Genomic DNA, 20,866 nt, shown 5'->3' on the forward strand with positions numbered 1-20,866 from the left:
AAGCGGAGGTTGTTTGAAAGTCATGCAGGAACGCCCTGCAAATTGAGGCTGGTCGGCGTCGGGCCGACGCGCAGCGGGTCATTGACGATGGGCGCGGGACCGATGCTTTCCAGCAGGTCGGCCATGTCGCGCGCGGCATTGGGGCGGCCGCAGGCGCGGGCGCGTCTGGCGGCGTTCTGGAGGGCGCCGGGTTCCAGCGCCATCTTCTGCATCTGCTTGGCCAGTTCGACCGCCGTGAAGCGCGCCTGCGGGATGGTGCGCGCGCCGCCCGCCTCTGTCATTTCGCGGGCATTGGCGGTCTGGTGGTCGTCCATCGCGCTGGGCAGCGGGATCAATATCGCCGGACGGCCCGCGCAGGTCAGCTCCGCCAGCGTCGAAGCCCCCGCCCGCGCAATCACCAGATGCGACCAGCCCAGTTTTTCCGGCACATCGTTGAAATAGGTCGCAAGGTCCGCCGGGATTTCCAGATCGGCATAGAGTTTGCGCACGCGCTCAATGTCCTCGGCGCGGCATTGCTGGGTCACTTGCAGGCGGCGGCGCAGGCTGAGCGGCAACATGCCCAGGCCATCGGGCACCACGCTCGACAGGATCGTCGCCCCCTGACTGCCGCCGATCACCAGCACGCGGAAGACGCTCTCGTCGGTGAGCGCCGGAAACTCCTCCTCGCGAAGCTGCTTCACTTCATCGCGCACGGGATTGCCGATCAGATGGACCTTGTCGGCATATTTGCCCTTGAGCCGCTGAACATCCGGATAGGCCGTCACGATCGCATCGACCCGGCTCGCCAGATAGCGGTTCACCCGGCCCAGCACGGCATTCTGCTCATGGATTGCGGTCGGGATGCCATCGGCCAGCGCGCCCAGCAGGGCAGGCATCGCCGGATAGCCGCCGAAGCCGACCACCGCGGTCGGGCGGAACGTCTCGTTCAGGCGCCGGGACATGGCGCGACCCGCCAGGATCGCCTTCAACGCCCCTGCCCAGCTTTTCGGATTCCTGGTCATACGCCCGGCGGGCATGACATGGACCTGTGCCTTGTCGAAGATGCCGGGAATCTTCGCGCCGCGCTCATCCGTCACCAGCGCGACATGATGGCCGCGCAGCATCAGCTCTTCCGCAACGGCATGCGCCGGAATCATATGACCACCCGTCCCGCCCGCGGCGAGGACGAAGTGTCGGGAAATGCTCATCGACCACTCCATTTGACGACCGTGTGCCGACCCATGAAGGGATTGCGCCGCGTGAACGCGAGCAGCAGGCCGACGCCGATACAAAGCGCCAGCATAGAGGAGCCGCCATAGCTGATAAAGGGCAGCGTCATGCCTTTGGAAGGAAATATCTGCGCGTTCACGCCCATGTTGATGATCGCCTGCAATCCGAATTGCGTGGTCAGGCCCGCCGCGGCGAGGATGGTGAAATTATCGTCCTCGTCCAGCATGCGCAGGAACACGCGCACGACGATGGCCAGATAGACGCAGGCGATGCCGATGCAGGCGAGCAGGCCGAATTCCTCCCCGATGACGGAGAAGATATAGTCGGTATGCGCCTCTGGCAGGCGGAATTTATTCTGCCCGCCACCGGGTCCGACGCCCAGGAAACCGCCATGGGTGATGGTGCGGAAGGCGAGTTCGGTCTGGTCCGGCCCGACATCCTGCGCCACGCCGATGCCCAGGAAGTCGTTGATGCGCTGGCGGCCATTTTCATAGAACATATACATCATGACCAGCCCGCCCAGGCCCAGCCCGGTCATGGCCCCGATGAAGCGCATCGACACGCCCGACAGCAGCAGCAAACCACCCCAACAGGCGAGGAAGATCACCGTCTGGCCGAAGTCCGGCTGCTTCATCAGGATCGCCGCGATCAGCAGCGTCAGCACGCCCGTCAGCGGGATCACGGGCAGCGTCATATCCTTGCCGCGCAAGGAGAGCAGCCAGGCCATGGTGACGACGTAGGCGGGCTTCAGGAACTCCGATGGCTGAAAACGGAAACCCGGCAGGTCGATCCAGCGCTTCGCCCCGTTCACCACGGAGCCGAGCACCGGCACCAGCAGCAGCGCCACCGCGAAGACGATGCACAGGATGAAGGCCAGCCTGCGCGCCTGCGTTCGGGGGAGCATGGAAATCACCAGCATGACCGGCAGGCCTATGAACACCCACATCAACTGGCGATAGAAATAAATGAGCGGAGTCACCGAAACCGTGCTGGTCGACCGGTCGATCGCCGCGACGGGCGAAGCGGCGGCCACCGCCACCAGTCCGATCGCCATCAACGCGACGATCAGCGACAACAGCAAGCGGTCGATTTCCCAGAACCAGATGGCCAGCGCCGTGCGCTCACGCGGGACGGTGCGGTTCCTGAACTCTTTGACAAGCTCGCCTGCCCTGAACATGCCCCGGCCCCTCCAATGCAACCTATTCCAACGCCGCGACGGCGGCGGCGAAGGCATCACCCCTCGCCTCGAAATCGCGGAACTGGTCGAAACTCGCGCAGGCGGGCGACAGCAGCACCACATCCCCCGGCTGCGCCACCCGCGCCGCGCGGCGAACGGCGGCGGATAGCATCTCGCTGTCATCCACCGCCATAGAGGCACGCAACAGTTCAGCGAACATAGGCCCCGCTTCACCGATGGTATAGGCATGGGCGACATTGCCGAAATAGGGCGCGCATTCATCCAGATTGTCGGTCTTGGCGAGGCCGCCGACGATCCAGTGCAGCCGCTTGCGCCCATCGACCGGCGGGTAGGCGGCCAGCGCCGGCGCGGTCGAGGCGGCGTTGGTCGCCTTGCTGTCGTTGACGTAGAGGACGCCGTTCAACTCCCGAACCCGCTGCATCCGGTGCGGCAGGCTGGCATAGCTTTGCAGGCCCTGTTCGATGGTCGCCTCATCGATGCCGAGCGCGCGGGCGACGGCAATCGCGACGGCGGCGTTCTGGGCGTTGTGCGGCCCCTGGAGAGACGGCCAGCCGGCTTGCGCTGCGGGATCGATGTCGCCGGATCGCACCTCAACCACAGCGCGCCCCTTCAAATCATCCGCAATTTTGCGGCTAGGCTCATCTTCGGCGGCAATGACGGCGACATGCCCCGCCGACTGCATACCGAACAACCGCGCCTTCGACGCCACATAGCCTTCAAAGCCATTATAGCGATCCAGATGATCCGGCGTGATGTTGAGCAGCACCGCCACATCGCAATCCAGGCTTTGCGTCAGGTCGATCTGATAGCTCGACAGTTCCAGCACATAGACGCCGCCGTCCGGCAGCGGATTCTGGCCAAGGATGGGCAGGCCGATATTGCCGCCCATGCGGGTCGGGATGCCCGCCGTCTCGATGATATGATGGACCAGCGCGGTGGTCGTGGATTTGCCGTTGGTGCCGGTGATGCCGACCACGCGATGACGGGGCAATGCCGGGCGGGCCAGCGCGAACAATTCTATGTCGCCTATGATTGGCACCCCGGCCAGCTTGGCATGCATGGCGATGGGATGTTTGTTGAGCGGCACGCCGGGCGACACGACCACGCCGTCAAAGCCCTTGAGGTCGATCTCCGCCGGATCGGCCAGTTCCGCCTTGGCCGCGACGGCGGCGCGGGCTTCTTCCCGGCTGTCCCAGGCGACGACCTGCGCCCCGCTCGCCGCCAGGCATTCGACTGTGGCGAGGCCGGATCGCGCCAGCCCCAACACTGCGTAGCGCTTGCCCGCAAAGATGTCGGATACGATCCCCATCGCGCTCACCGCAACTTCAGCGTGGCGAGACCGGCCAGCGCCAGCACGAAGGAAATGATCCAGAACCGGATCACGACGGTCGGCTCGGCCCAGCCCAGTTGCTCGAAATGATGGTGGATCGGCGCCATCTTGAACACGCGCTTGCCGGTCCGCTTGTAGAAGAAGACCTGGATGATGACCGACATGGCCTCCACCACGAACAGCCCGCCGATCACGCCCAGCACGATTTCATGATGCGCGGTGACGGCGATCACGCCGATGGTGCCGCCCAGCGCCAGACTGCCCGTATCGCCCATGAACACGGCGGCGGGCGGCGCGTTGAACCAGAGGAAGGCCAGGCCCGCCCCGATGATCGCGCCGCACAGGATCGTGAGGTTGCCCGCCCCCGGCACATGCGGGATGCCCAGATAATTGGCGAAATCGGCGCGCCCGACCAGATAGACGATCGCCGTGAAGGCAAGGCAGGCGATGATGACCGGCATGGTGGCAAGCCCGTCGAGGCCATCGGTCAGGTTCACCGCATTGCCGAACGCCACGATCACAAAGGCCGCGAAAAGGAAATAGAACGGCCCCAACTCGATCGCCGGACCATTGTAGAAGGGCACATAGAGCGCGGTATTGCCATGCTGGCTGACAATCAGCCACGCCGCAAAGCCCGCGATCAGAAATTCGAAGGCAAGGCGCATCTTGCCGGAAAGCCCCTTGTGGCTGGCCTTCGTCACCTTGTCATAGTCATCCATGAAGCCGATGGCGCCAAAGCCCAGGGTCACGAACAGGCATGCCCAGACATAGATGGACGACAGGTCCATCCACAGCAGCACCGACGACACCATGGATGTCAGGATCATCAGGCCGCCCATGGTCGGCGTGCCCCGCTTGGCGAGGTGCGTCTGCGGGCCGTCGTCGCGGATTGGCTGGCCCTTGCCCTGCCGCACCCGCAACCAGCCGATGAAGCGTGGCCCGATGACAAGGCCGATGATCAGCGCGGTCGCGATCGCGGCGCCGGCGCGGAAGCTCAAATAGCGGATAAGGTTGAACACACCCGCGAAATCCATGGTCTGGGCTAGCCAGTAGAGCATCAGTTCGCCACTTCTTTAGGTTCTTTCGGCTGTAGCGCGGCGACGATGCGCGACAGGCCGATGCCGTTCGAGCCTTTCACCAATATCGCGTCGCCTGCGCGCATTTCACTTTGAAGCAGGTCGGTCGCCTTCGCCGTGTCCGGCACATGATCGAAGGCGATCACCCCACCCGGCTCTTCGGCCAACGCCTCGGCCAGCGGTTGCATTTCGTCCCCGACGAGGATGGCATAATCCACATGGCTCGCCTTCAACGGCTCGACCAGCCCGGCATGAAGTTCCCGGCTGCGGTCACCCAGTTCGCGCATCCCGCCCAGCACGGCGATGCGCCGGTCGGCCTGCTCCCGCCCCAATTGCTTGAGCGTCGCCGCCATGCTGAGCGGATTGGCATTGTAGCTTTCATCGATCAGCAACGCCTCTCCGCCCGCGACCTGCACGATCCGCCGCTCGCCGCGCCCCGGAAGCCCCGGCATCTCCGCCAGCGCCAGCCCCGCCGCCGCCAGATCGCCACCCAGGGCCTCGACCGCCGCCAGCACCGCCAGCGCATTGGACACCCAATGGTCGCCCGGCGCGCCCACGGTAAAGCACAGTTCGACGCCCGGCAGCGCCGCCGTAACCAGCGTACCACCGCCCGCCGCCGGAACCATCTCGCGGGCGTGGACATCGGCCCCGCTATCGAAACCGAAGGTCAGGATGCGCGCCGCGTGCTTCTCAGCCTTCGCGTAAAGGGCAGCGACATGGGGGCTGTCATAAGGGATGACCGCCGTGCCGCCGGGTTCCAGCCCCTCGAAAATCTCCGCCTTGGCCTCCGCGATCTTCTCTTCGGTGCCGAAAAATTCGATATGGGCAGGCGCGATGGCGGTGACGATGGCGACATGCGGCCGCACCTGCCGGGTCAGCGCGGCCAGCTCGCCCGCATGGTTCATGCCCATTTCAAACACGCCGAACGCCGATTCCCGCGGCATCCGCGACAGGCTCAAAGGCACGCCGACATGGTTGTTGTAGCTCTTGACCGAGCGATGCACCTCGCCCGGCGCAATGCGATCCAGCGCATGGAACAAGGCTTCCTTGGTCCCGGTCTTGCCGACCGATCCGGTGACGCCCACCACCTTGCCCTGCATCCGTCCCCGCGAGGCCCGGCCCAGCGCCTCCAGCGCCGCCGCGCTGTCCGGCACCAGCACATGCGGATGGGCGATGGCTTCGCTGACGATAGCCCCCGCCGCGCCCTGCCCGAACGCCTTGTCGACGAAGCAATGACCGTCCGTCGCCTCGCCCTTCATCGCGACGAACAGGTCTCCACCGGTCACTTCGCGGCTGTCGAACGCCACGCCAGAAACGGCGAAGGGCGCCGAAGCGACGCCCCCTGTTGCCTGCGCAATCTCTTCGGAGGTCCAGAGCGCGCTCATCCGGCGCATTCCCGCGCCACGGTCACGTCGTCGAAGGGCAATACCCGGTCCCCGATAATCTGCCCCTGCTCATGCCCCTTGCCCGCGAGCAGCACGATATCATCCGCCCCGGCCCGCGCAATGGCGGCGGCGATGGCTGCGCGGCGTCCGCCAATCTCCTCCGCCCCCGGCGCGCCCGCCATCACGGCGGCGCGGATCGAGGACGGCTCCTCCGAACGCGGATTGTCGTCGGTCACGATCACATGATCGGCGAGGTCAGCGGCGACCTTGCCCATTTGCGGACGCTTGCCCGCATCGCGATCCCCGCCCGCGCCGAACAGCGCGATCAGCCTGCCCTTCGTATGCGGACGCAGCGCCTCTATGGCGGCGCGCAGGCCATCGGGCGTGTGCGCATAGTCGACATAGACCGGCGCGCCCGCCCGCGTGATGACGGCTCGCTCCAGCCGCCCGCGCACCGGCTGTACCCGGCCCAGCAGTTCCAGCACCTTGCCCACATCCTCGCCGCCCGCGATCACCAGGCCAGCGGCGGTCAGCGCGTTGGCCGCCTGATAGGCGCCGATCAGCGGCAGATTGACCTTATAGGATTTGCCCCCAAACTCCTCTGCTGCCTCGACTTCCAGTGTCTGGCCCAACTGGGTCGGGGTGCGGTTGGCAAGGCGCAAAGCCTGCCCCTGCACCCCGACGCTCAGCACACGAAGCCCCCGCTTCGTAGCCCGCTGGATGACCTTGTCCGACCATGCATCGTCGGCCCAGACGACCGCCGCGCCTTGCGGAGCGACAACCTCGTCGAACAGCCGCATCTTGGCCTCGAAATAGCTGTCCATGTCGCCATGATAATCGAGATGATCACGCGACAGGTTGGTGAAGGCCGCCGCCGATACCGGCAGCCCCTCCGTCCGATATTGCGCCAGCCCATGGCTCGACGCCTCGAACGCGGCGTGGGTGATGCCCTCGCGCTTCAGACCCGACATGTTGGACAGGAAGGTCACGATGTCCGGCGTGGTCAGCCCCGTGGAGACCTGATCGACCGAGGTGGTGACGCCCAACGTTCCGATGGAGGCCGAATGATGCCCCAGCATCCGCCACAATTGCCGCGCCAGTTCCACCGTGGAGGTCTTGCCGTTGGTTCCGGTGACGGCCACGGTTATATCCGGAAAAGGCGCGAAATAGCGCGCCGCCAACTGCGCGAACAAACGGCGCGGATTGTCGTGGGCGATATGGATCGCGCCATCGACCTTCGCCTCGGGCCGGGCGACGACCGCCACGGCGCCGGCCTGCACGGCAGCGGGAATATAATCCTCGCCATTCACCCGCGCGCCCAGGAAGCCGCCGAACACCGTGCCCGGCGCGACCTTCCGGTTATCGATCGCGAAGCCCGACACCAGAGCATCCGGAAACGCACCGGTGTCGAGCTTCACATCCAGCCCCTCGATCAGCGACCCGAGGCGCATCTCATTCTTTCTCCTTGTCGCCGTGCAGCAACGGCATGAGGTCGGAAATATCGACGTCGCGCCGCTCGTCGGGCAGCACGCCCAGCATCGGCCCGGTGCGCTCAACCACCCGCTTCACCACCGGAGCCGCCGTCCAGGCCGCCGTGCGCAGGCCATATTGGCCCGTTGCCTCGTCCATGGTGACGAGGACCACGTAGCGCGGATTGTCCATCGGGAAGGCAGAAGCGAAAGTCGTCACCAGCGAAGTCTTGTTGTACCGGCCCTCTTGGGGCTTTTCTGCGGAACCCGTCTTGCCGCCCACCCGGTAACCCTTGGCGTCGGCGCTGCGACCTGTACCCGCCGCGACGATCATGCGCAACAGTTGCCGCATCCGCGCGCTGGTGGCTGCGGAAAAGACGCGCCGCCCCTCCGGCACTTCATCCACCTTCAATTTGCGCAGCGTAGCGGGCCGCCACAGCCCGCCATTGACCAGCGCCGCATAAGCCGAAGCGAGATGCAAAGGCGTCACGGCGATGCCATGGCCATAGGAAACGGTGAGCGTCGTGATGCGCCCCCAATTGGCGGGCCACAGGGTCCCGGCGCGCTCGTTGAGTTCGATCGGGGCGCGCTGGTCGAAATGCAACTCCCGGAAAAGATGCTGCAAAGGCTCCGCACCCATCTGGTCCGCGATCCGCGCCGTGCCGATGTTGGAGCTGTGCACCAATATCTCCGGCACGTTGATCCAGCGACCGAGCGGATGGTCGTCCTTGATGCGGAAGCCTGCAATGCCCAGCGGCGCCGTCGCGTCATAGGTCTTGGACATGGAGGTGACGACCCCCCGGTCCATCGCCGCAGCAATCGACAGCGGCTTGAACGCCGAACCCAGTTCATAGCGCGCCTGCACCATATGGTTGCAGAGCGGCGATTCGCTGCAGTTCTTTCCCGCATAATTTTGCAGCTTGTTGGGATCGAAGACGGGGATCGACGCCATGGCGATCACCTCGCCGCTATTCGCGTCCAGGATCACGCCACTCGCGCCCTTGGCGCGGGTCTGCACCAATTGCGCGTAAAGCTCGCTCTCCAGCGCGCCCTGTACCCGGCTGTCGATGGACATGGCGAAGGGCTGCCCGCGCAACGCCGCATCGGTCAGCCGGTCGTTGAACGCCGCCTCGACGCCCATGCCGCCCTTGCCGTCCGCGTCAGGCGCGAAGCCCAGCACATGCGCCGCCAGGGTGCGCTGCGGATAGAGCCGCTCCTTCTCGCGGGGAAATTCGATGCCGATCTCGCCCAGCGCATTCACCGCCGCCACTTCCTCCGGCAGCGCGCGACGGCGCAGATAGGCCCAGCCCTTGCCGGTCAGCTTCTTGTAGAAGGCTGCCTCCGGTTCATCGGGGAAGATTTCGTGCAGCTTGCGGGCAAGGTCGGCCGGATCGCTGATCAGCCTGGACGGCCGCGCCGCGATGGAATAGGCGTCCATCGTCCGCGCCAGCGGCACGCCGTTGCGATCCACGATATCGGCGCGGGCAGGCAGGCCCGCCGCGACATCGCCCCCGCGCCCGCTCCCCGAAAAAATCCCGACCCAGGCCAGCCGCAGGATCAACACGCCCGTAACAGCCAGGAACAGGATCAGCAGCAGCATCAGCCGGTTATGCGCGATCGCCGTCAGGTCGACGCGCTGCCTGCCCGCCCTCGCTCCCCCCGGTTGGACGATGATCGTCGCCATGTCAGCGATCCCCCTTGCGCCGCTCACGCTTCGCCTGCGCCGTCAGATCGCCCAGAGTGCTGTCGTCCAGCAGCTTCGCGTCCAGCATCGCCATCCGCTCGACGCGGCGCACGACCGGATTGGGCTTCGACATGTCGGCGTCGTCCTTCGCCTTTTCCTTCGCCGTCTTGACCGGCGCGGCCTTGGCCAGCTTGTCGACATTGTCGGCGGCATGGGCTTCGCGGATCACGGCGATGTCGCTGCGAATCTGCGTCGCGGCGGGGCTGGCCGGGGCGGCCTGCGGCGCTGAGGGCAGGTCGGCGGACGTCTGCACCATGGCCACCATCACTGGCGGCGCGACATAATCCGGCCCGTTGGGCTGCACGCCGTCCAGATGCGCCAAAGCGCGCTCGCCCGCCAGATATTGCTGGGCGGTCGGCGTCGCATACATGAAATCATCCTGATTCCAGCGCTCCAACTGGCGCATATTCGCCCGCGCGCTGAATTCCGTCTCCAGATAGCGGATATCGGCCTTCGCCCGCGCGATCTGCACCCGCACCTTCATTAGTTCGTTGCGCTCGGTCGCGACCTTCAGCGACACCATATAGGCCCCCAGCGCCCCCAGAGCGACAAGGAGAATCCAGATCAGACCCTGCAATCTCTTGACCGCGATCATGAGCGGGAACTCCTGGAAACAGGCGCGGAAGTACGAATGGCGCTGCGCAGCGTGGCGGATCGGGCGCGGGGGTTGCGCGCCAGTTCCACCATGCCGGGCCGCACCGCCTTGGCGGGCTTGGCGAAGGTCGGCGCGGGTCCGGACTGCTTTTGCGGCATATGGCGCGAACCGCCCGCATCCCCGCCGCTGCGGTTGCGCAGGAACTGCTTGACGATGCGGTCCTCCAGACTGTGGAAGGTTACGATCGCCAACCGGCCGCCTTCCTCCAATATGGCCTCGGCCGCCTCCAGCCCGCGCTCCAGTTCCTCCAGTTCGCGGTTCACATGGATGCGGATCGCCTGGAAGGTCCGGGTCGCCGGGTCTTTCTTGTCATGCGGCTTGTAGCCCAGGGCGCGGCGCACGACGCTCGCCAACTGCCCGGTGCGCTCCAGCGGGCGCGCCTCGACAATCGCCTTCGCCACCCGGCGCGAACGCGGCTCCTCGCCATAGCGGTACAGCACATCGGCAATTTCCTGCTCAGGGGCATTGTTCAGGAAATCGGCGGCGTTCATCCCGCTCCGGCTCATCGTCATGTCGAGCGGCCCGTCGCCCTGAAAGGAAAAGCCCCGCTCCGGCCGGTCCAACTGCATAGAGGACACGCCGATATCCAACGTCACGCCCGAAACCGACGTCACGCCGCGCTCCGCTAGATATTCCTCCATCCGCGAAAATTCGCCCGCGATCAGGGTGATGCCCTTTTCATCCGCCAACGCCTGCCCTTCGCGGATCGCATCGGGATCGCGGTCGAAGGCGAACACCTTCGCCCCCTTCGCCGCCATCGCGCTGGCATAGCCGCCCGCGCCGAACGTGCCGTCGACATGCGCCTCGCCGGGGTTGATGGCGAGGGCGTCGAGCACTTCATCGATGAGCACCGGAATGTGGCGATCAGGGTCTTTGGCTTGATCGACGGAAGCACTCACTTGCCGCCTCCCGCCGCCCGCTGGTCGAGCCAGCGCCGCACCTTGTTGCGGATCAGTTCGGGCCGGTCCTTGCTATCGACCAACGTTTCGGGCTTCCAGATCTGGATATAACGGCCCACGCCATAGAAGAACACGGCGTCGGTGATACCATATTCCTCCTTGATATCGGGATGCATGGCGAAGCGGCCACCTTCGTCGAAATTCACCTCTTCGATGGTTCCGAGCCGTCGTTCCATTTCCAGATCGGCATCATAGTCGCGGCCCTGGGCGCGCGCTTCGCGAGCCAGTTCCTCGACCTCGGTGAACAGATGGCGGCGGTGCGACTCGCCAAAGGCCGTGGCGCAGGGGTTGCCGCCATGGACCGAAAGGAAAAGCCGCGTTTCATTGCCGCTGGAGAGCTTGACCTGCCGACGCATCTCCAGGGGCAGCACGAAACGGCCTTTGCCGTCCGCGACGCTGAATGCGTTGCCCGTAAAGAGAATGACTTCCGACACTTTTGGACCGCTGCCCCTCTGTTCCCAGGGCGCAGGCCGTCGCCGGCCGGATCGACACAACGACGAACCGGCTCACAGGACTAGCAAAGCCTGACAAACCCCTATGGCCTTTAAATACCAAGCCATGGGGTTCAAGAAAAGGGATATTTTGGGAAAAGCCGGGAAATCCTGTTTTGTTCTGGTATTTAATCGCCTTTTGCCGGTTTCATAAGAGCGAGGTGAAGGTGAATGAAGGCCTAAGGAGCGGGCCTCCTCCGCCAGAACAGCGCCGTTCCCAAACCCGCCCAGAAAATCCCGGCCAAAATCGCCCAGCGAACGGCATTGACCAGCGCATCGCCCGAACGGACCCAACGCCGCCGGGCGGGAAGTTCTCCGCCCAAAGCCCCGGCGACGAATTGCGGCGTGTCCGCGATCCATTGATCCGGCTCCAGCGGCGCAGCCGGATCGGCCAGCCAGAGCCGGTCGTCGACCAAATCCGCATCGGCCACGATGGTCGCGACGCCCTTCCCCACGGTGCAGCGCGCCACCAGGCCGCGCCCGGCGATCCGGCAATTCGGCCCGGCATTCTGGAAACCGGAGGCGGCGTAGAGGGTCAGCACCCGCCCATCGCCCAGAAAATGGCGCTTTTCGCCAGGGGAAGGGGGCATCAGCCTCACGCCCCAATATTCGATCATGGCGGCCAACAAGGTTACGGCCGGCGGCCGGCGCCGATCCCCCAGCGGCAAGTCCATCGGCCAGCGCAATTCCGGATCTGCCAGGATCAGCGCTTTGCCGCCCCTGTCGATCCACGCATTCAGCGCGACCAGTTCATCCATGGAAAAGGCGCGCGGCTGGGCGAGCAGCAACGCCTTGGCCCGGCCTTTCTCCAGAGCCATGGGACTGTCGACGGCTTGTACGCCGAAACGTTGGCGCAGGACCGCAATGATAGGGGCGTCCGCCTTATCGCCATCCTCACGCCAGAATAGCGGCAGGCCGGTGATGACCGCCAGTTCGGCCTGCTTCCCCGGCGAGGGTTGAATGCGAGGCTGCCCCGCAAGCCAGCAGACCATCAAAGCCAGGAGACCGCACCCCAGCCACCCCATCCAACCTGTTTTTGTGAACGTCAGCCCGGCAATCGTAGCCAGCGCCGCCAAAGACAAAAACCACAGCACCGATCCGAAGGCCGGAATCCACCAGGCCGCCAGAAACGCGCAGGACAACACCGTCCCAACCGTTCCCAACCCTGCCCACCAGGCCGCACCCTCGCCCCGTCGAGCCTTGAGAAACGCCGCCGCCGGGACCAGCAACAATGTGGGAACCATCCACCCGCGCGGGTCGACCTGCCCCGTCCGCAACAGCGCTGGCAGGCCGCCGAGCAGCACCGCCACCCCCGGCAGAGCCAGCATCAGAAATGTCCGAAGCGCTACCTTCAAGCCCGACCCGCCGCCAATCAGCGCGAAGCCGGCGGAATCTCGCGATCCATGGGTTTCTTCAAATTGGGATCGGGCTGCAAATCCGGCACGATCGGCGCCTGTTCCGGCGCGGGCTGCACGCCCAGTTCCGCCAGCGGCTCCTTGGGCGCCACGGCATTGACGTCCAGCGTCGGCACGGTCGGCGGCGGCACCGATGGATCGTCGATCCGCGCCTTGTCGATCACGATATTCGCCAGACCCACGAGCAACACCACGCCCGCCAGCCCCGTGAGGCCGATCTGGACACGCTGCAACCCTTCCTGTTGGCGGGGTGTTTCAGCCATGATAGCGTGCTCTTTTCTTCGCCGCCGCGACCCTTGTCGGCGTTCAACGAGTGTGCGCGAGCCAGGGGAAGACAGTCAACCCCTTGGATTCCAGCCACTCGCGATTATAAAGCGTTGAAAGATAACGGAATCCGGTATCGCACAAAATCGTGGCGATGCGCTTGCCCGGCCCAAGCTGCTTTGCCAGCGCCACCGCGCCCGCGACATTGATGCCCGAAGACAGGCCCAGGCACAGCCCTTCTTCGGCCAGCAGACGGCGCACCCAGAGCAGCCCCTCCTCATCGGAAATGCGGAACTGGGTATCGATCGGCGCGCCTTCCAGATTGGCGGTGACGCGCCCCTGCCCGATACCCTCGGCCACCGAAGACCCTTCCGCCTTCAACTCGCCATGGGCATAATAATTGTACAGCGCCGCGCCATGCGGATCGCTGAGCGCGATGGTGATATTCTCGTCATGCGCCTTCAGCCCCAGACCGACACCGGCAATCGTCCCGCCAGTCCCCGCCGCGCAGGTGAAGCCGTCGATCCGCCCGTCCATCTGGGTCCAGATCTCTTCCGCGGTGCCGATGATATGCGCCTTGCGGTTGGCGATATTGTCGAACTGGTTGGCCCAGATCGCGCCTTCCGTCTCCTCCGCCAGACGGCGCGAGGTGTGCACGAAATGGCCGGGATTCGAATAGGGCGCCGCCGGCACCGTCACCAGTTCCGCACCCAAGGCGCGCAACGTGTCCATCTTCTCCCGGCTCTGCGTTTCGGGCATGACGATGATCGTCCTGTACCCCTTGGCATTGGCCACCAGCGCCAGGCCGATGCCGGTATTGCCCGCCGTGCCCTCGACAATGGTGCCGCCGGGCTTCAACAGCCCCTTTTCCTCGGCATCGTTGACGATGAACAGCGCAGCGCGATCCTTCACCGAAGCGCCGGGATTGGTGAATTCGCACTTGGCGTAAATATCGCAGCCCGTCTCTTCGGACGGACCGGCAAGACGCACCAACGGCGTGTTGCCAATCAGGGCGAGGCTATCTTTCTGAACCAGCATGGCCATCGCATAGCGGACCTGACACGCGCTTGCCAAGCAAGGGATTGATGACGGGATAAAAGTCCGGATTGTCCTCCCCGCCCTTAACCTTTCCAACGCCCTTCGTCCCAGACCGGGACAGGCCGAAATCCGTAGGGGAAGTGGCGATATTTTTCCTCTATGAAGGCGCCAAGACACGGATTTTTCGGGGAAACATCTTCTTGGCGGGCGGCGGCATGATCAGGGCGAAGGGAGCAAGGCAGGGCGTGATCGCCATGCTGGCCCTGGTCGCGCTCGCCGCGCCGCGCCTGATCACCGCAGCGCCGCTCGACCTGCTGGCCATATCCGGAACCGCGGACGACCCGGCGGAAAAGCCGGGGGAGAATTTCCCCGGATCGGCCTTTTTCTTCGCGCAGGGCGCTTTCGACCCCGTACCCGGCACGACCAGGCTGCACAGCCGGCATGTCATGGCCCTCGACGCGGTACAGGCGGCCCCCGCCATGGCGTTTCGCGGCTTGACCGCGCTCGACGGCTATCGGGCGCTCAATTGCCTGACCTCCGCCATTTATTATGAAGCCGGAAGCGAGCCGGAGGATGGCCAGCGCGCCGTGGCGCAGGTGGTGCTGAATCGGGTGCGCAACCCGCTCTGGCCCAAAAGCGTGTGCGGCGTCGTCTATCAGGGGTCTGAACGCACCGATTATCGCTGCCAGTTCACCTTCAGTTGTGACGGCTCCATGGCGCGCATGGCCAGCGCCGCAGGATGGACGCGGGCGCGCCGCATCGCTGCCCAGGCGCTGTCCGGTATCGTCTACAGGCCCGTCGGCCTCGCCACCTATTATCACACGCTGGCGGTCCGCCCCGATTGGGCCGCGGCGATGCGGCCGGTCGCCGTGATCGGCGCGCATATCTTCTACCGTCCGCCCGGCGTCGATGGCGCCCCCGCCGCCTTCCGCGCCGCCTATATGGGGCGGGAAACGCAGTCCGGGCCGGCTCGCCCGGCCAGGCCCGCACTCGGCCCGGCCCAGGGATTGCCCCTTCCCCTGGCTCCCTTTTCCACCCCGACCGTCCCTGCGGCAGCAACGCCCTTGCCCGATGCCGAGCCGGGCCTCCCCCAGTCGGCCATCAGACCCGAATATCGCAACAGCGGCCGCCCATTGATCTGACAGGTTCCCAATTTTCGGCGGAGGCCGGGATTTTTTATAATTAGCGCATTGTGAACCATTCAACTCGTTGAAAAACAACGAAATAAAAAATGCGCGTTTTTCCCAAGCGGTGGAACCTATGCTCCATCCGGTAGTTTTGTTGTTCGGATAGCAAATCTTTTGCCCCCCGCTCTTGCTATCCAAAAAAACATGAGCCCGGAACGCATCTCCCCCCCCCGACGCGTTCCGGGCTCAGAATTTTTCGGGCCTATCCCACGGAAATGACGACTATTGCTGTGTTCGGAACGCTTTTCCGGTCGATGGGTTGTTCCTTGGTCACCGGCAGACGTCCGGTTGAGGCATCCCCAGCCTCGGGCATGCGCGAAAGACTCTGAAAAGGAGACGATGATGACCAGGAAGATTCTAGCAGCCCTCTTGCTGACAGGTTCGCTGATGGTGGCCGCTTGCAATACGGTCGAGGGCGCAGGCAAGGATGTGCAGAGTGCCGGGGAAGCGGTGGAGAACGCCGCCAACTGATCCATTCGAATGAAAAGGCTCGCCCTTCACGGCGAGCCTTTTCATGTCAGCCTGCCGCTTCGGAAGCCCCCAATTGCCTGGCTTGCTTCCGGTCGGTGAACCAGATCGCGATGATCGTGACCTCGTAAAGCGCCAGCAGAGGGATGGCGAGCATCAGTTGCGAAACCACGTCCGGCGGCGTCAGCACCGCCGCCAGGATGAATGCCGCGACGATCATATAGCGGCGCAGGGCGATCAATTGCGCCCGGCTGACGAATCCGGCGCGATTGAGCAGCATCAGCAGCACCGGCATCAGGAAGCTGATGCCGAAGGCCAGTATGAACTGCATCACCAGCCCCAGATAAGCGTCCGCGCTGGGCAACGCCTCGACCTGCAATCCGCTGCTGTTCCCCTGAAATTCCAGGAAGAAGTGGAAGGCGGTCGGCATCACCACGAAATAAGCGAGGCTCGCGCCCATGGCGAAGAGAAAGGGCGTGGCGAGGATGAAGGGCAACAACGCCTTCTTCTCCTTCGCGTACAGCCCCGGCGCGACGAAAGCCCATAGCTGGTTGGCAATGATCGGAAAGGATAGGCAGAAAGCGCCGAAAACCGCGATCTTCACCTGCACGAAAAAGGCTTCGTAAAGCTTGGTGTAGACCAACCGCCCGCCGCCGTCGCCAAAAGCTTCCTTGAGCGGATAGACCAATATGGCGAACAACTGCTCCGAAAAATAGAAGCAGACCGCGCCCGTGATGAACAGCGCATAGACGCATTTGAGCAGCCGACCGCGCAGTTCGATCAGATGGTCGAGCAGGGGCGCCTTGCTGTCGTCAAGATCCTTCATACCGCCGCGTCACCCTTCCGCACCGGTTCCTGCGCGACATAGGGCGGACCATCGGTCGCCGCCTGAATCGCGGCGGACGGAGCTTCCGGAGCCAAATGCGCGGCTTCCGCGACGAAGGTCGGCGCGTCAGCCACCGCCGTTTCAGCGCCGGGCGCGGGCAGCGCTTCCAGTTCTCCAGTCGTTTCCGGCGGATGTTCTTCCATGATCCGCTTGTTCTGCGCAGCCCATTTCTTTTCCAGTTCCTCCAGCTCGACCTCACGCACCATCGCGTCGATGCCGGTGCGGAAATGGCGCGCCATGCCCTGCGCCTTCCCGACGATCTGCCCCACCTTGTAGAGCGCGCGCGGCAGGTCTTTCGGGCCGATGACGATCACCGCGATGATGATGATCACCAGAAGTTCAGACGAATCGATGCCAAACATGCGTGCCTACCGCCCCGGCCGGAGGAAAATCAGGCCTTGGTCTTTTCGTCTGTCGCACTTGGCGCGGCAGTGGGCGCGGCGGCGGGCGCGTCCTGTTCCGGAACGCGATGACCCTCGATGCGCGTGGCGGGCTTGGTCGGGACGACATCATCGTCATCCTCCGCCATGCCCTTCTTGAAGCTCTTGATGCCCTTGGCGACGTCACCCATCAGCCCGGAGATCCGGCCGCCGCCGAACAGCAGCATGACCACCAGGAGAACGATGACCCAGTGCATCAGCGAAAAGGAACCCATTTTAACTTTCTCCTGAAACTCCCGCCTATCTAGGCGTCTTCCTCGTCATTTTCCACAACGGATTGGGCGCCCAGACCCTCAAGCGCCAAATCCACCGGATCGAGCAGACCCGCGGCACGAAGATCGTCGATCCCCGGCAGGTCGCGGCGGCTGCCAAGGCCGAAATGCGAAAGAAACTCACCCGACGTCGCATAGATCAACGGCCGCCCCGGCACTTCCCGCCGCCCCGCGGGCCGCACCCATCCCGCCTCCATCAACACGTCCAGCGTGCCCTTCGCCACCTGGACGCCGCGAATGGCCTCGATCTCGGCGCGGCTCACCGGTTCATGATAGGCGATGATCGCCAGCGTTTCCATCGCGGCGCGGGACAGCTTGCGCGTCTCGTCCTTCTCCCGCCGCAGGATATGGGCCAGATCGGCGGCGGTCTGGAAATGCCAGCGTCCTCCGCGTTCGACCAGATTGATGCCGCGCCCGGCATAATGATCGCTCAGGGTCGCGAGCGCGGCGGGCAGATCGCCCGCCTCCCCCACGTGCAGCTTCAATTCCGCCAGCGTCAGGGGCTGCTCCGACACGAACAGCACAGCCTCCACGGCGCGCAGGAAATCATCGGGTTCTTCGATCACAATATCCTGGTTCACAACAGGCGCCCCGCAGTCGGTTCCGGCAGGGCGGCGCGCAGGAAGATGGGTTCGAAAATCCCCTCCTGCTGGATTTCCAGCCGCCCCTGCCGCGCCAGTTCCAGCGCGGCGACGAAACTGCTGGCGAGCGCCGATCGTGCCATCGGTCCATCCTGCCCGGTCGGCAGGAAGGCTTCAAGCGCGGTCCAGTCGATCGCCGCGCCGACCAGCGTGCCGACCCGCTGGATCGCTTCGTCCAGCGTCATCACCGGCCGCACCGCGACCATATGGACGACCGGCTGGGTCCGGGCGCGAATCTGGCCGTAGGACTGGATCAGGTCGAACAGGCTCGCCGCCCATTTCGCCCGGCGGACGAGGCGCAGGCCTTCGGGCTTTTCGCGCACGAACACGTCGCGGCCGACACGGTCCCGCGCCATCAGCCGCGCGCCTGCCTCCCGCATCGCGTGCAGGCGCTGGAGCCGCAATTGCAGGCGCAGCGCCAGTTCCTCCGGACTGGGCTCGGGCTGCGCCTCCCTGGGCAGCAGCAAGGCCGATTTGAGATAGGCCAGCCACGCCGCCATCACCAGATAATCGGCCGCCAGCTCCAGCTTCAGCTTCCGCGCACCCTCGATATAGGCGAGATATTGTTGGACCAGCGCGAGGATGGAGATTTCGCGCAGATCGACCTTCTGCGTCCGCGCCAGCGCCAGCAGCAGGTCGAGCGGCCCTTCCCAGCTTTCGAAGCTGAGCATAAGGGTTTCCGGCAGCGTTTCGGGCCGGGGAATGGCGGAAGGGATGAAGAGATCGTCCATCGCTACACGAACGCTCTCAAATTTCGCCACCCCCTCTTCACGCCGCAACCAGCGCCAGCAGCGCGTCGCGGGTGGCCAGCAATTCCTGCAGCGGCGGGCCATCCGCCAATCCGCGCGGGTGGCCCATCGCCCGATCGAGGCGCGCTTTGGCCACCGGCGCGATATCCGGCAGCAGGTCCGCAATCCCCACCATATCGTCCATCCGCCCCCAGCAGTTGAGCGCCAGATCGCACCCTGCCGCGACCGTGGCCGCCGCCAGTTCGGGGATGCTGCCCTTCAACGCCTTCATATCCAGATCGTCGGACATCAGCAGCCCGTCGAAGCCGATACGCCCGCGAATGATCGTCTGGATGACGGAAGGAGACAGGCTCGCGGGCAAATCGGGATCCCAGGCGGTGTAGACGACATGCGCCGTCATCCCCATGGGCGCGTCCTTCAGCGCCTGGAACGGCGCCAGATCGACCGCCAGCGCATCCTCGTCGGCGGTGACGATGGGCAATTCATGATGGCTGTCGACCAGCGCCCTGCCATGGCCCGGCATATGCTTGACGATGCCGACCACGCCGCCATCGGCCAGCCCCTCGATCACCGCCCGGCCCAGCGCCGCGACCCGCATCGGCTCGGCGCCCAGCGTCCGGTCGCCCATGATGTCGCTCGCCCCTTCCTGCCGTACATCGAGCAAGGGCAAGGCGTCGACGCTGATCCCCACCTCCGCCAAGGTGGTCGCGATCGCCCGCGCATTGGCGCGGGCGGCGGCGATGGCGCTGGAGGGCGCGACCTCATAGAGCCGGTCGAACACCGCGCCGGGCGGAAAGCTGGGCCAGACCGGCGCCTGCATCCGCGCCACACGACCGCCTTCCTGATCGATCATGATCAGCAGCTCGTCCCGCCCATGCAGCGCCCGCAAATCGTCGGTCAGCGCGCGAAGTTGCGCCCTGTCCACGATATTGCGCCGGAACAGGATATAGCCCGCAGGCTGGGCCTCCGCGAAGAAGGCGCGCTCATCGGCGGTCAATGTCTCGCCGGAAAGGCCGAAGATAACGGGTTTCATGCGAAGCGATGGTAGCGGCTGAAAGAGGCTCTGTCGAAGGGGTTATTCCGGCCTTGCCGGGGACGCAGATGGGTGGAGAGCGGACATCATTTCCGTCATCTCAGCGAAAGCTGGGATCTCGCGAGGCTAGGCTGTGCGCTATCGCCTGAGATCCCAGCTTTCGCTGGGATAACGATATTTTCAACGTCTGCAAATGGCCCATTCAGGCCGGAGCCCACTCAGCCCTAATTCACCACCATGCAGCTCTCGCCCGCCACCTTCAGCTTGCCGCAGAGCGTGCTGGCCTGCCCGCCCGCCGCCGCGCGCAGGCGATAAACGGTGCTGCCACCGACCTCAGCCTGTTCGATCGTCATAGGCAGCGGCTCCAAATAGGTGAAGCGCTGGGACAGCCGCTTCCACGCATCCCTGGCAAAGGCCTGGTTGCCATAGGCGCCAAGCTGGATCATGCCGCCCCCGGCAGAACGCGCCACCGCTGCTGCCGGCTTGGCATTGGTTTCATCGGTCACGCGGGCCGTGACGCTCTGCGAAGGCTTGCCCTGCACGACAGGCTTCGCCGTCCCGCTGCCGCCGGTCGGCGTGATCGGCGCTTCCGGCACCCGAGTCGGGTCGATCCGCCCATCCCGCGCCACGCCTTCGCTCGCGGCATAGCTGGCGTCGCCCTCGCCATCGAACTTCTTGGCGTCGGCTTCCTTGGCGGGAATCTTGTAATCCCCGGCCGGGGCCGCGATCAGCTTGCCCTCTCCGCCAACCCCGCCCGAACGGTTCTGGATCAGCCATACGCCCGCGACGACCAGGCCGATCAGCACCAGCCCGAAGAGAATGAAACCCAGCAACCGCAGCGGCGACAGCCCCTGTTCCTCCTCATCCTCGATGGCGGGTTCCAGCCAGGGCAGACGATCCTCGTCGTCCAGATCCAGCCTGCCCCGCGCATAATCGCCCATCTCGTCCGTGCCTCCG

At 64.9% G+C, this 20,866-nt stretch carries 22 protein-coding genes; 2 read left to right on the forward strand and 20 right to left on the reverse strand.

Annotated elements, in window-relative coordinates:
* Positions 1 to 20: 20 nt before the first annotated feature.
* The 13 genes from murG to NUH86_RS10450 all read right to left on the reverse strand — a co-directional run bounded on the left by murG (position 21) and on the right by NUH86_RS10450 (position 14,233).
* Positions 21 to 1,187 carry an undecaprenyldiphospho-muramoylpentapeptide beta-N-acetylglucosaminyltransferase gene (gene murG, locus NUH86_RS10390; RefSeq protein ID WP_267249435.1) on the reverse strand — a complete coding sequence of 389 codons (1,167 nt, stop codon included), beginning with the start codon at positions 1,185 to 1,187 and terminating at the stop codon, positions 21 to 23.
* A complete protein-coding gene (locus NUH86_RS10395; protein WP_267249436.1) occupies positions 1,184 to 2,386 on the reverse strand; it encodes an FtsW/RodA/SpoVE family cell cycle protein in 1,203 nt (400 codons plus the stop codon). Before NUH86_RS10395 ends, murG begins: the two co-directional genes overlap by 4 nt.
* A gap of 22 nt (positions 2,387 to 2,408) precedes the next feature.
* On the reverse strand, positions 2,409 to 3,716 hold the full coding sequence (gene murD / locus NUH86_RS10400) for a UDP-N-acetylmuramoyl-L-alanine--D-glutamate ligase (RefSeq protein WP_267252100.1): 1,308 nt from the start codon (positions 3,714 to 3,716) through the stop codon (positions 2,409 to 2,411).
* Positions 3,717 to 3,721: 5 nt separating this feature from the next.
* A complete protein-coding gene (mraY, locus tag NUH86_RS10405; RefSeq protein ID WP_267249437.1) occupies positions 3,722 to 4,795 on the reverse strand; it encodes a phospho-N-acetylmuramoyl-pentapeptide-transferase in 1,074 nt (357 codons plus the stop codon).
* Positions 4,795 to 6,198 carry a UDP-N-acetylmuramoyl-tripeptide--D-alanyl-D-alanine ligase gene (locus NUH86_RS10410; protein WP_267249438.1) on the reverse strand — a complete coding sequence of 468 codons (1,404 nt, stop codon included), beginning with the start codon at positions 6,196 to 6,198 and terminating at the stop codon, positions 4,795 to 4,797. Before NUH86_RS10410 ends, mraY begins: the two co-directional genes overlap by 1 nt.
* The gene (locus NUH86_RS10415) at positions 6,195 to 7,649 is read right to left on the reverse strand and encodes a UDP-N-acetylmuramoyl-L-alanyl-D-glutamate--2,6-diaminopimelate ligase (protein ID WP_267249439.1); all 1,455 of its coding nucleotides are present in this window, start codon (positions 7,647 to 7,649) and stop codon (positions 6,195 to 6,197) included. The genes NUH86_RS10410 and NUH86_RS10415 overlap by 4 nt, the downstream gene beginning before the upstream one ends.
* Before the next feature lies 1 nt (position 7,650).
* A complete protein-coding gene (locus tag NUH86_RS10420) occupies positions 7,651 to 9,351 on the reverse strand; it encodes a peptidoglycan D,D-transpeptidase FtsI family protein (protein WP_267249440.1) in 1,701 nt (566 codons plus the stop codon).
* A 1-nt stretch (position 9,352) separates the two neighbouring features.
* On the reverse strand, positions 9,353 to 10,006 hold the full coding sequence (locus NUH86_RS10425; RefSeq protein ID WP_267249441.1) for a colicin transporter: 654 nt from the start codon (positions 10,004 to 10,006) through the stop codon (positions 9,353 to 9,355).
* On the reverse strand, positions 10,003 to 10,965 hold the full coding sequence (gene rsmH, locus NUH86_RS10430; protein ID WP_267249442.1) for a 16S rRNA (cytosine(1402)-N(4))-methyltransferase RsmH: 963 nt from the start codon (positions 10,963 to 10,965) through the stop codon (positions 10,003 to 10,005). Before rsmH ends, NUH86_RS10425 begins: the two co-directional genes overlap by 4 nt.
* Positions 10,962 to 11,459, reverse strand: a complete 498-nt coding sequence (locus NUH86_RS10435) for a division/cell wall cluster transcriptional repressor MraZ (RefSeq protein WP_267249443.1) — start codon at positions 11,457 to 11,459, stop codon at positions 10,962 to 10,964. Before NUH86_RS10435 ends, rsmH begins: the two co-directional genes overlap by 4 nt.
* A 236-nt stretch (positions 11,460 to 11,695) precedes the next feature.
* Entirely contained in the window at positions 11,696 to 12,844 is a 1,149-nt protein-coding gene (locus NUH86_RS10440) for a hypothetical protein (RefSeq protein WP_267249444.1), read from the reverse strand.
* Between the two features lie 44 nt (positions 12,845 to 12,888).
* Positions 12,889 to 13,194 (reverse strand): hypothetical protein, encoded by a 306-nt coding sequence (locus NUH86_RS10445; RefSeq protein WP_267249445.1) that lies wholly within the window; start codon positions 13,192 to 13,194, stop codon positions 12,889 to 12,891.
* A gap of 43 nt (positions 13,195 to 13,237) precedes the next feature.
* A complete protein-coding gene (locus NUH86_RS10450; protein WP_267249446.1) occupies positions 13,238 to 14,233 on the reverse strand; it encodes a cysteine synthase A in 996 nt (331 codons plus the stop codon).
* A 215-nt stretch (positions 14,234 to 14,448) separates the two neighbouring features.
* On the opposite strand from NUH86_RS10450, the gene NUH86_RS10455 reads away from it, so the two are divergent.
* The gene (locus tag NUH86_RS10455) at positions 14,449 to 15,375 is read left to right on the forward strand and encodes a cell wall hydrolase (RefSeq protein ID WP_267252101.1); all 927 of its coding nucleotides are present in this window, start codon (positions 14,449 to 14,451) and stop codon (positions 15,373 to 15,375) included.
* Between the two features lie 387 nt (positions 15,376 to 15,762).
* Positions 15,763 to 15,891, forward strand: coding sequence for an entericidin A/B family lipoprotein (locus NUH86_RS10460; RefSeq protein WP_267252102.1), 129 nt, complete (start codon positions 15,763 to 15,765; stop codon positions 15,889 to 15,891).
* A gap of 46 nt (positions 15,892 to 15,937) precedes the next feature.
* Here NUH86_RS10460 and tatC read toward each other — a convergent pair whose 3' ends face one another.
* The 7 genes from tatC to NUH86_RS10495 all read right to left on the reverse strand — a co-directional run bounded on the left by tatC (position 15,938) and on the right by NUH86_RS10495 (position 20,850).
* Positions 15,938 to 16,714, reverse strand: a complete 777-nt coding sequence (gene tatC, locus NUH86_RS10465) for a twin-arginine translocase subunit TatC (RefSeq protein WP_267249447.1) — start codon at positions 16,712 to 16,714, stop codon at positions 15,938 to 15,940.
* Positions 16,711 to 17,136 (reverse strand): Sec-independent protein translocase protein TatB, encoded by a 426-nt coding sequence (gene tatB / locus NUH86_RS10470; RefSeq protein WP_267249448.1) that lies wholly within the window; start codon positions 17,134 to 17,136, stop codon positions 16,711 to 16,713. Before tatB ends, tatC begins: the two co-directional genes overlap by 4 nt.
* A gap of 29 nt (positions 17,137 to 17,165) precedes the next feature.
* Positions 17,166 to 17,429 (reverse strand): twin-arginine translocase TatA/TatE family subunit, encoded by a 264-nt coding sequence (locus tag NUH86_RS10475; RefSeq protein ID WP_267249449.1) that lies wholly within the window; start codon positions 17,427 to 17,429, stop codon positions 17,166 to 17,168.
* Between the two features lie 29 nt (positions 17,430 to 17,458).
* Positions 17,459 to 18,052 carry an SMC-Scp complex subunit ScpB gene (gene scpB / locus NUH86_RS10480; protein WP_267252103.1) on the reverse strand — a complete coding sequence of 198 codons (594 nt, stop codon included), beginning with the start codon at positions 18,050 to 18,052 and terminating at the stop codon, positions 17,459 to 17,461.
* Positions 18,053 to 18,063: 11 nt separating this feature from the next.
* Complete coding sequence (locus tag NUH86_RS10485; RefSeq protein ID WP_267252104.1) at positions 18,064 to 18,858, reverse strand: segregation and condensation protein A; 795 nt, start codon at positions 18,856 to 18,858, stop codon at positions 18,064 to 18,066.
* 37 nt (positions 18,859 to 18,895) lie between these two features.
* Positions 18,896 to 19,909: a beta-N-acetylhexosaminidase gene (gene nagZ, locus NUH86_RS10490; RefSeq protein ID WP_267249450.1), complete on the reverse strand. Its 1,014-nt coding sequence runs from the start codon at positions 19,907 to 19,909 to the stop codon at positions 18,896 to 18,898.
* Positions 19,910 to 20,133: 224 nt separating this feature from the next.
* Complete coding sequence (locus NUH86_RS10495; protein ID WP_267249451.1) at positions 20,134 to 20,850, reverse strand: SPOR domain-containing protein; 717 nt, start codon at positions 20,848 to 20,850, stop codon at positions 20,134 to 20,136.
* Between the last annotated feature and the right edge of the window lie 16 nt (positions 20,851 to 20,866).

Origin of the sequence: Sphingobium sp. JS3065, from assembly GCF_026427355.1 — a bacterium.
GTDB lineage: Bacteria > Pseudomonadota > Alphaproteobacteria > Sphingomonadales > Sphingomonadaceae > Sphingobium.

What these genes read in the sequence shown, in the direction of transcription:
- NUH86_RS10420 (WP_267249440.1), bottom strand. Translation starts at nt 9,351, where the DNA reads ATGGCGACGATCATCGTCCAACCGGGGGGAGCGAGGGCGGGCAGGCAG.
- nagZ (WP_267249450.1), bottom strand. Translation starts at nt 19,909, where the DNA reads ATGAAACCCGTTATCTTCGGCCTTTCCGGCGAGACATTGACCGCCGAT.
- NUH86_RS10395 (WP_267249436.1), bottom strand. Translation starts at nt 2,386, where the DNA reads ATGTTCAGGGCAGGCGAGCTTGTCAAAGAGTTCAGGAACCGCACCGTC.
- NUH86_RS10415 (WP_267249439.1), bottom strand. Translation starts at nt 7,649, where the DNA reads ATGCGCCTCGGGTCGCTGATCGAGGGGCTGGATGTGAAGCTCGACACC.
- NUH86_RS10450 (WP_267249446.1), bottom strand. Translation starts at nt 14,233, where the DNA reads ATGCTGGTTCAGAAAGATAGCCTCGCCCTGATTGGCAACACGCCGTTG.
- tatC (WP_267249447.1), bottom strand. Translation starts at nt 16,714, where the DNA reads ATGAAGGATCTTGACGACAGCAAGGCGCCCCTGCTCGACCATCTGATC.
- NUH86_RS10485 (WP_267252104.1), bottom strand. Translation starts at nt 18,858, where the DNA reads ATGGACGATCTCTTCATCCCTTCCGCCATTCCCCGGCCCGAAACGCTG.
- NUH86_RS10455 (WP_267252101.1), top strand. Translation starts at nt 14,449, where the DNA reads ATGATCAGGGCGAAGGGAGCAAGGCAGGGCGTGATCGCCATGCTGGCC.
- NUH86_RS10425 (WP_267249441.1), bottom strand. Translation starts at nt 10,006, where the DNA reads ATGATCGCGGTCAAGAGATTGCAGGGTCTGATCTGGATTCTCCTTGTC.
- murG (WP_267249435.1), bottom strand. Translation starts at nt 1,187, where the DNA reads ATGAGCATTTCCCGACACTTCGTCCTCGCCGCGGGCGGGACGGGTGGT.
- NUH86_RS10475 (WP_267249449.1), bottom strand. Translation starts at nt 17,429, where the DNA reads ATGGGTTCCTTTTCGCTGATGCACTGGGTCATCGTTCTCCTGGTGGTC.
- NUH86_RS10445 (WP_267249445.1), bottom strand. Translation starts at nt 13,194, where the DNA reads ATGGCTGAAACACCCCGCCAACAGGAAGGGTTGCAGCGTGTCCAGATC.
- NUH86_RS10410 (WP_267249438.1), bottom strand. Translation starts at nt 6,198, where the DNA reads ATGAGCGCGCTCTGGACCTCCGAAGAGATTGCGCAGGCAACAGGGGGC.
- mraY (WP_267249437.1), bottom strand. Translation starts at nt 4,795, where the DNA reads ATGCTCTACTGGCTAGCCCAGACCATGGATTTCGCGGGTGTGTTCAAC.
- NUH86_RS10440 (WP_267249444.1), bottom strand. Translation starts at nt 12,844, where the DNA reads ATGCTGGCTCTGCCGGGGGTGGCGGTGCTGCTCGGCGGCCTGCCAGCG.
- NUH86_RS10495 (WP_267249451.1), bottom strand. Translation starts at nt 20,850, where the DNA reads ATGGGCGATTATGCGCGGGGCAGGCTGGATCTGGACGACGAGGATCGT.
- murD (WP_267252100.1), bottom strand. Translation starts at nt 3,716, where the DNA reads ATGGGGATCGTATCCGACATCTTTGCGGGCAAGCGCTACGCAGTGTTG.
- tatB (WP_267249448.1), bottom strand. Translation starts at nt 17,136, where the DNA reads ATGTTTGGCATCGATTCGTCTGAACTTCTGGTGATCATCATCATCGCG.
- NUH86_RS10460 (WP_267252102.1), top strand. Translation starts at nt 15,763, where the DNA reads ATGACCAGGAAGATTCTAGCAGCCCTCTTGCTGACAGGTTCGCTGATG.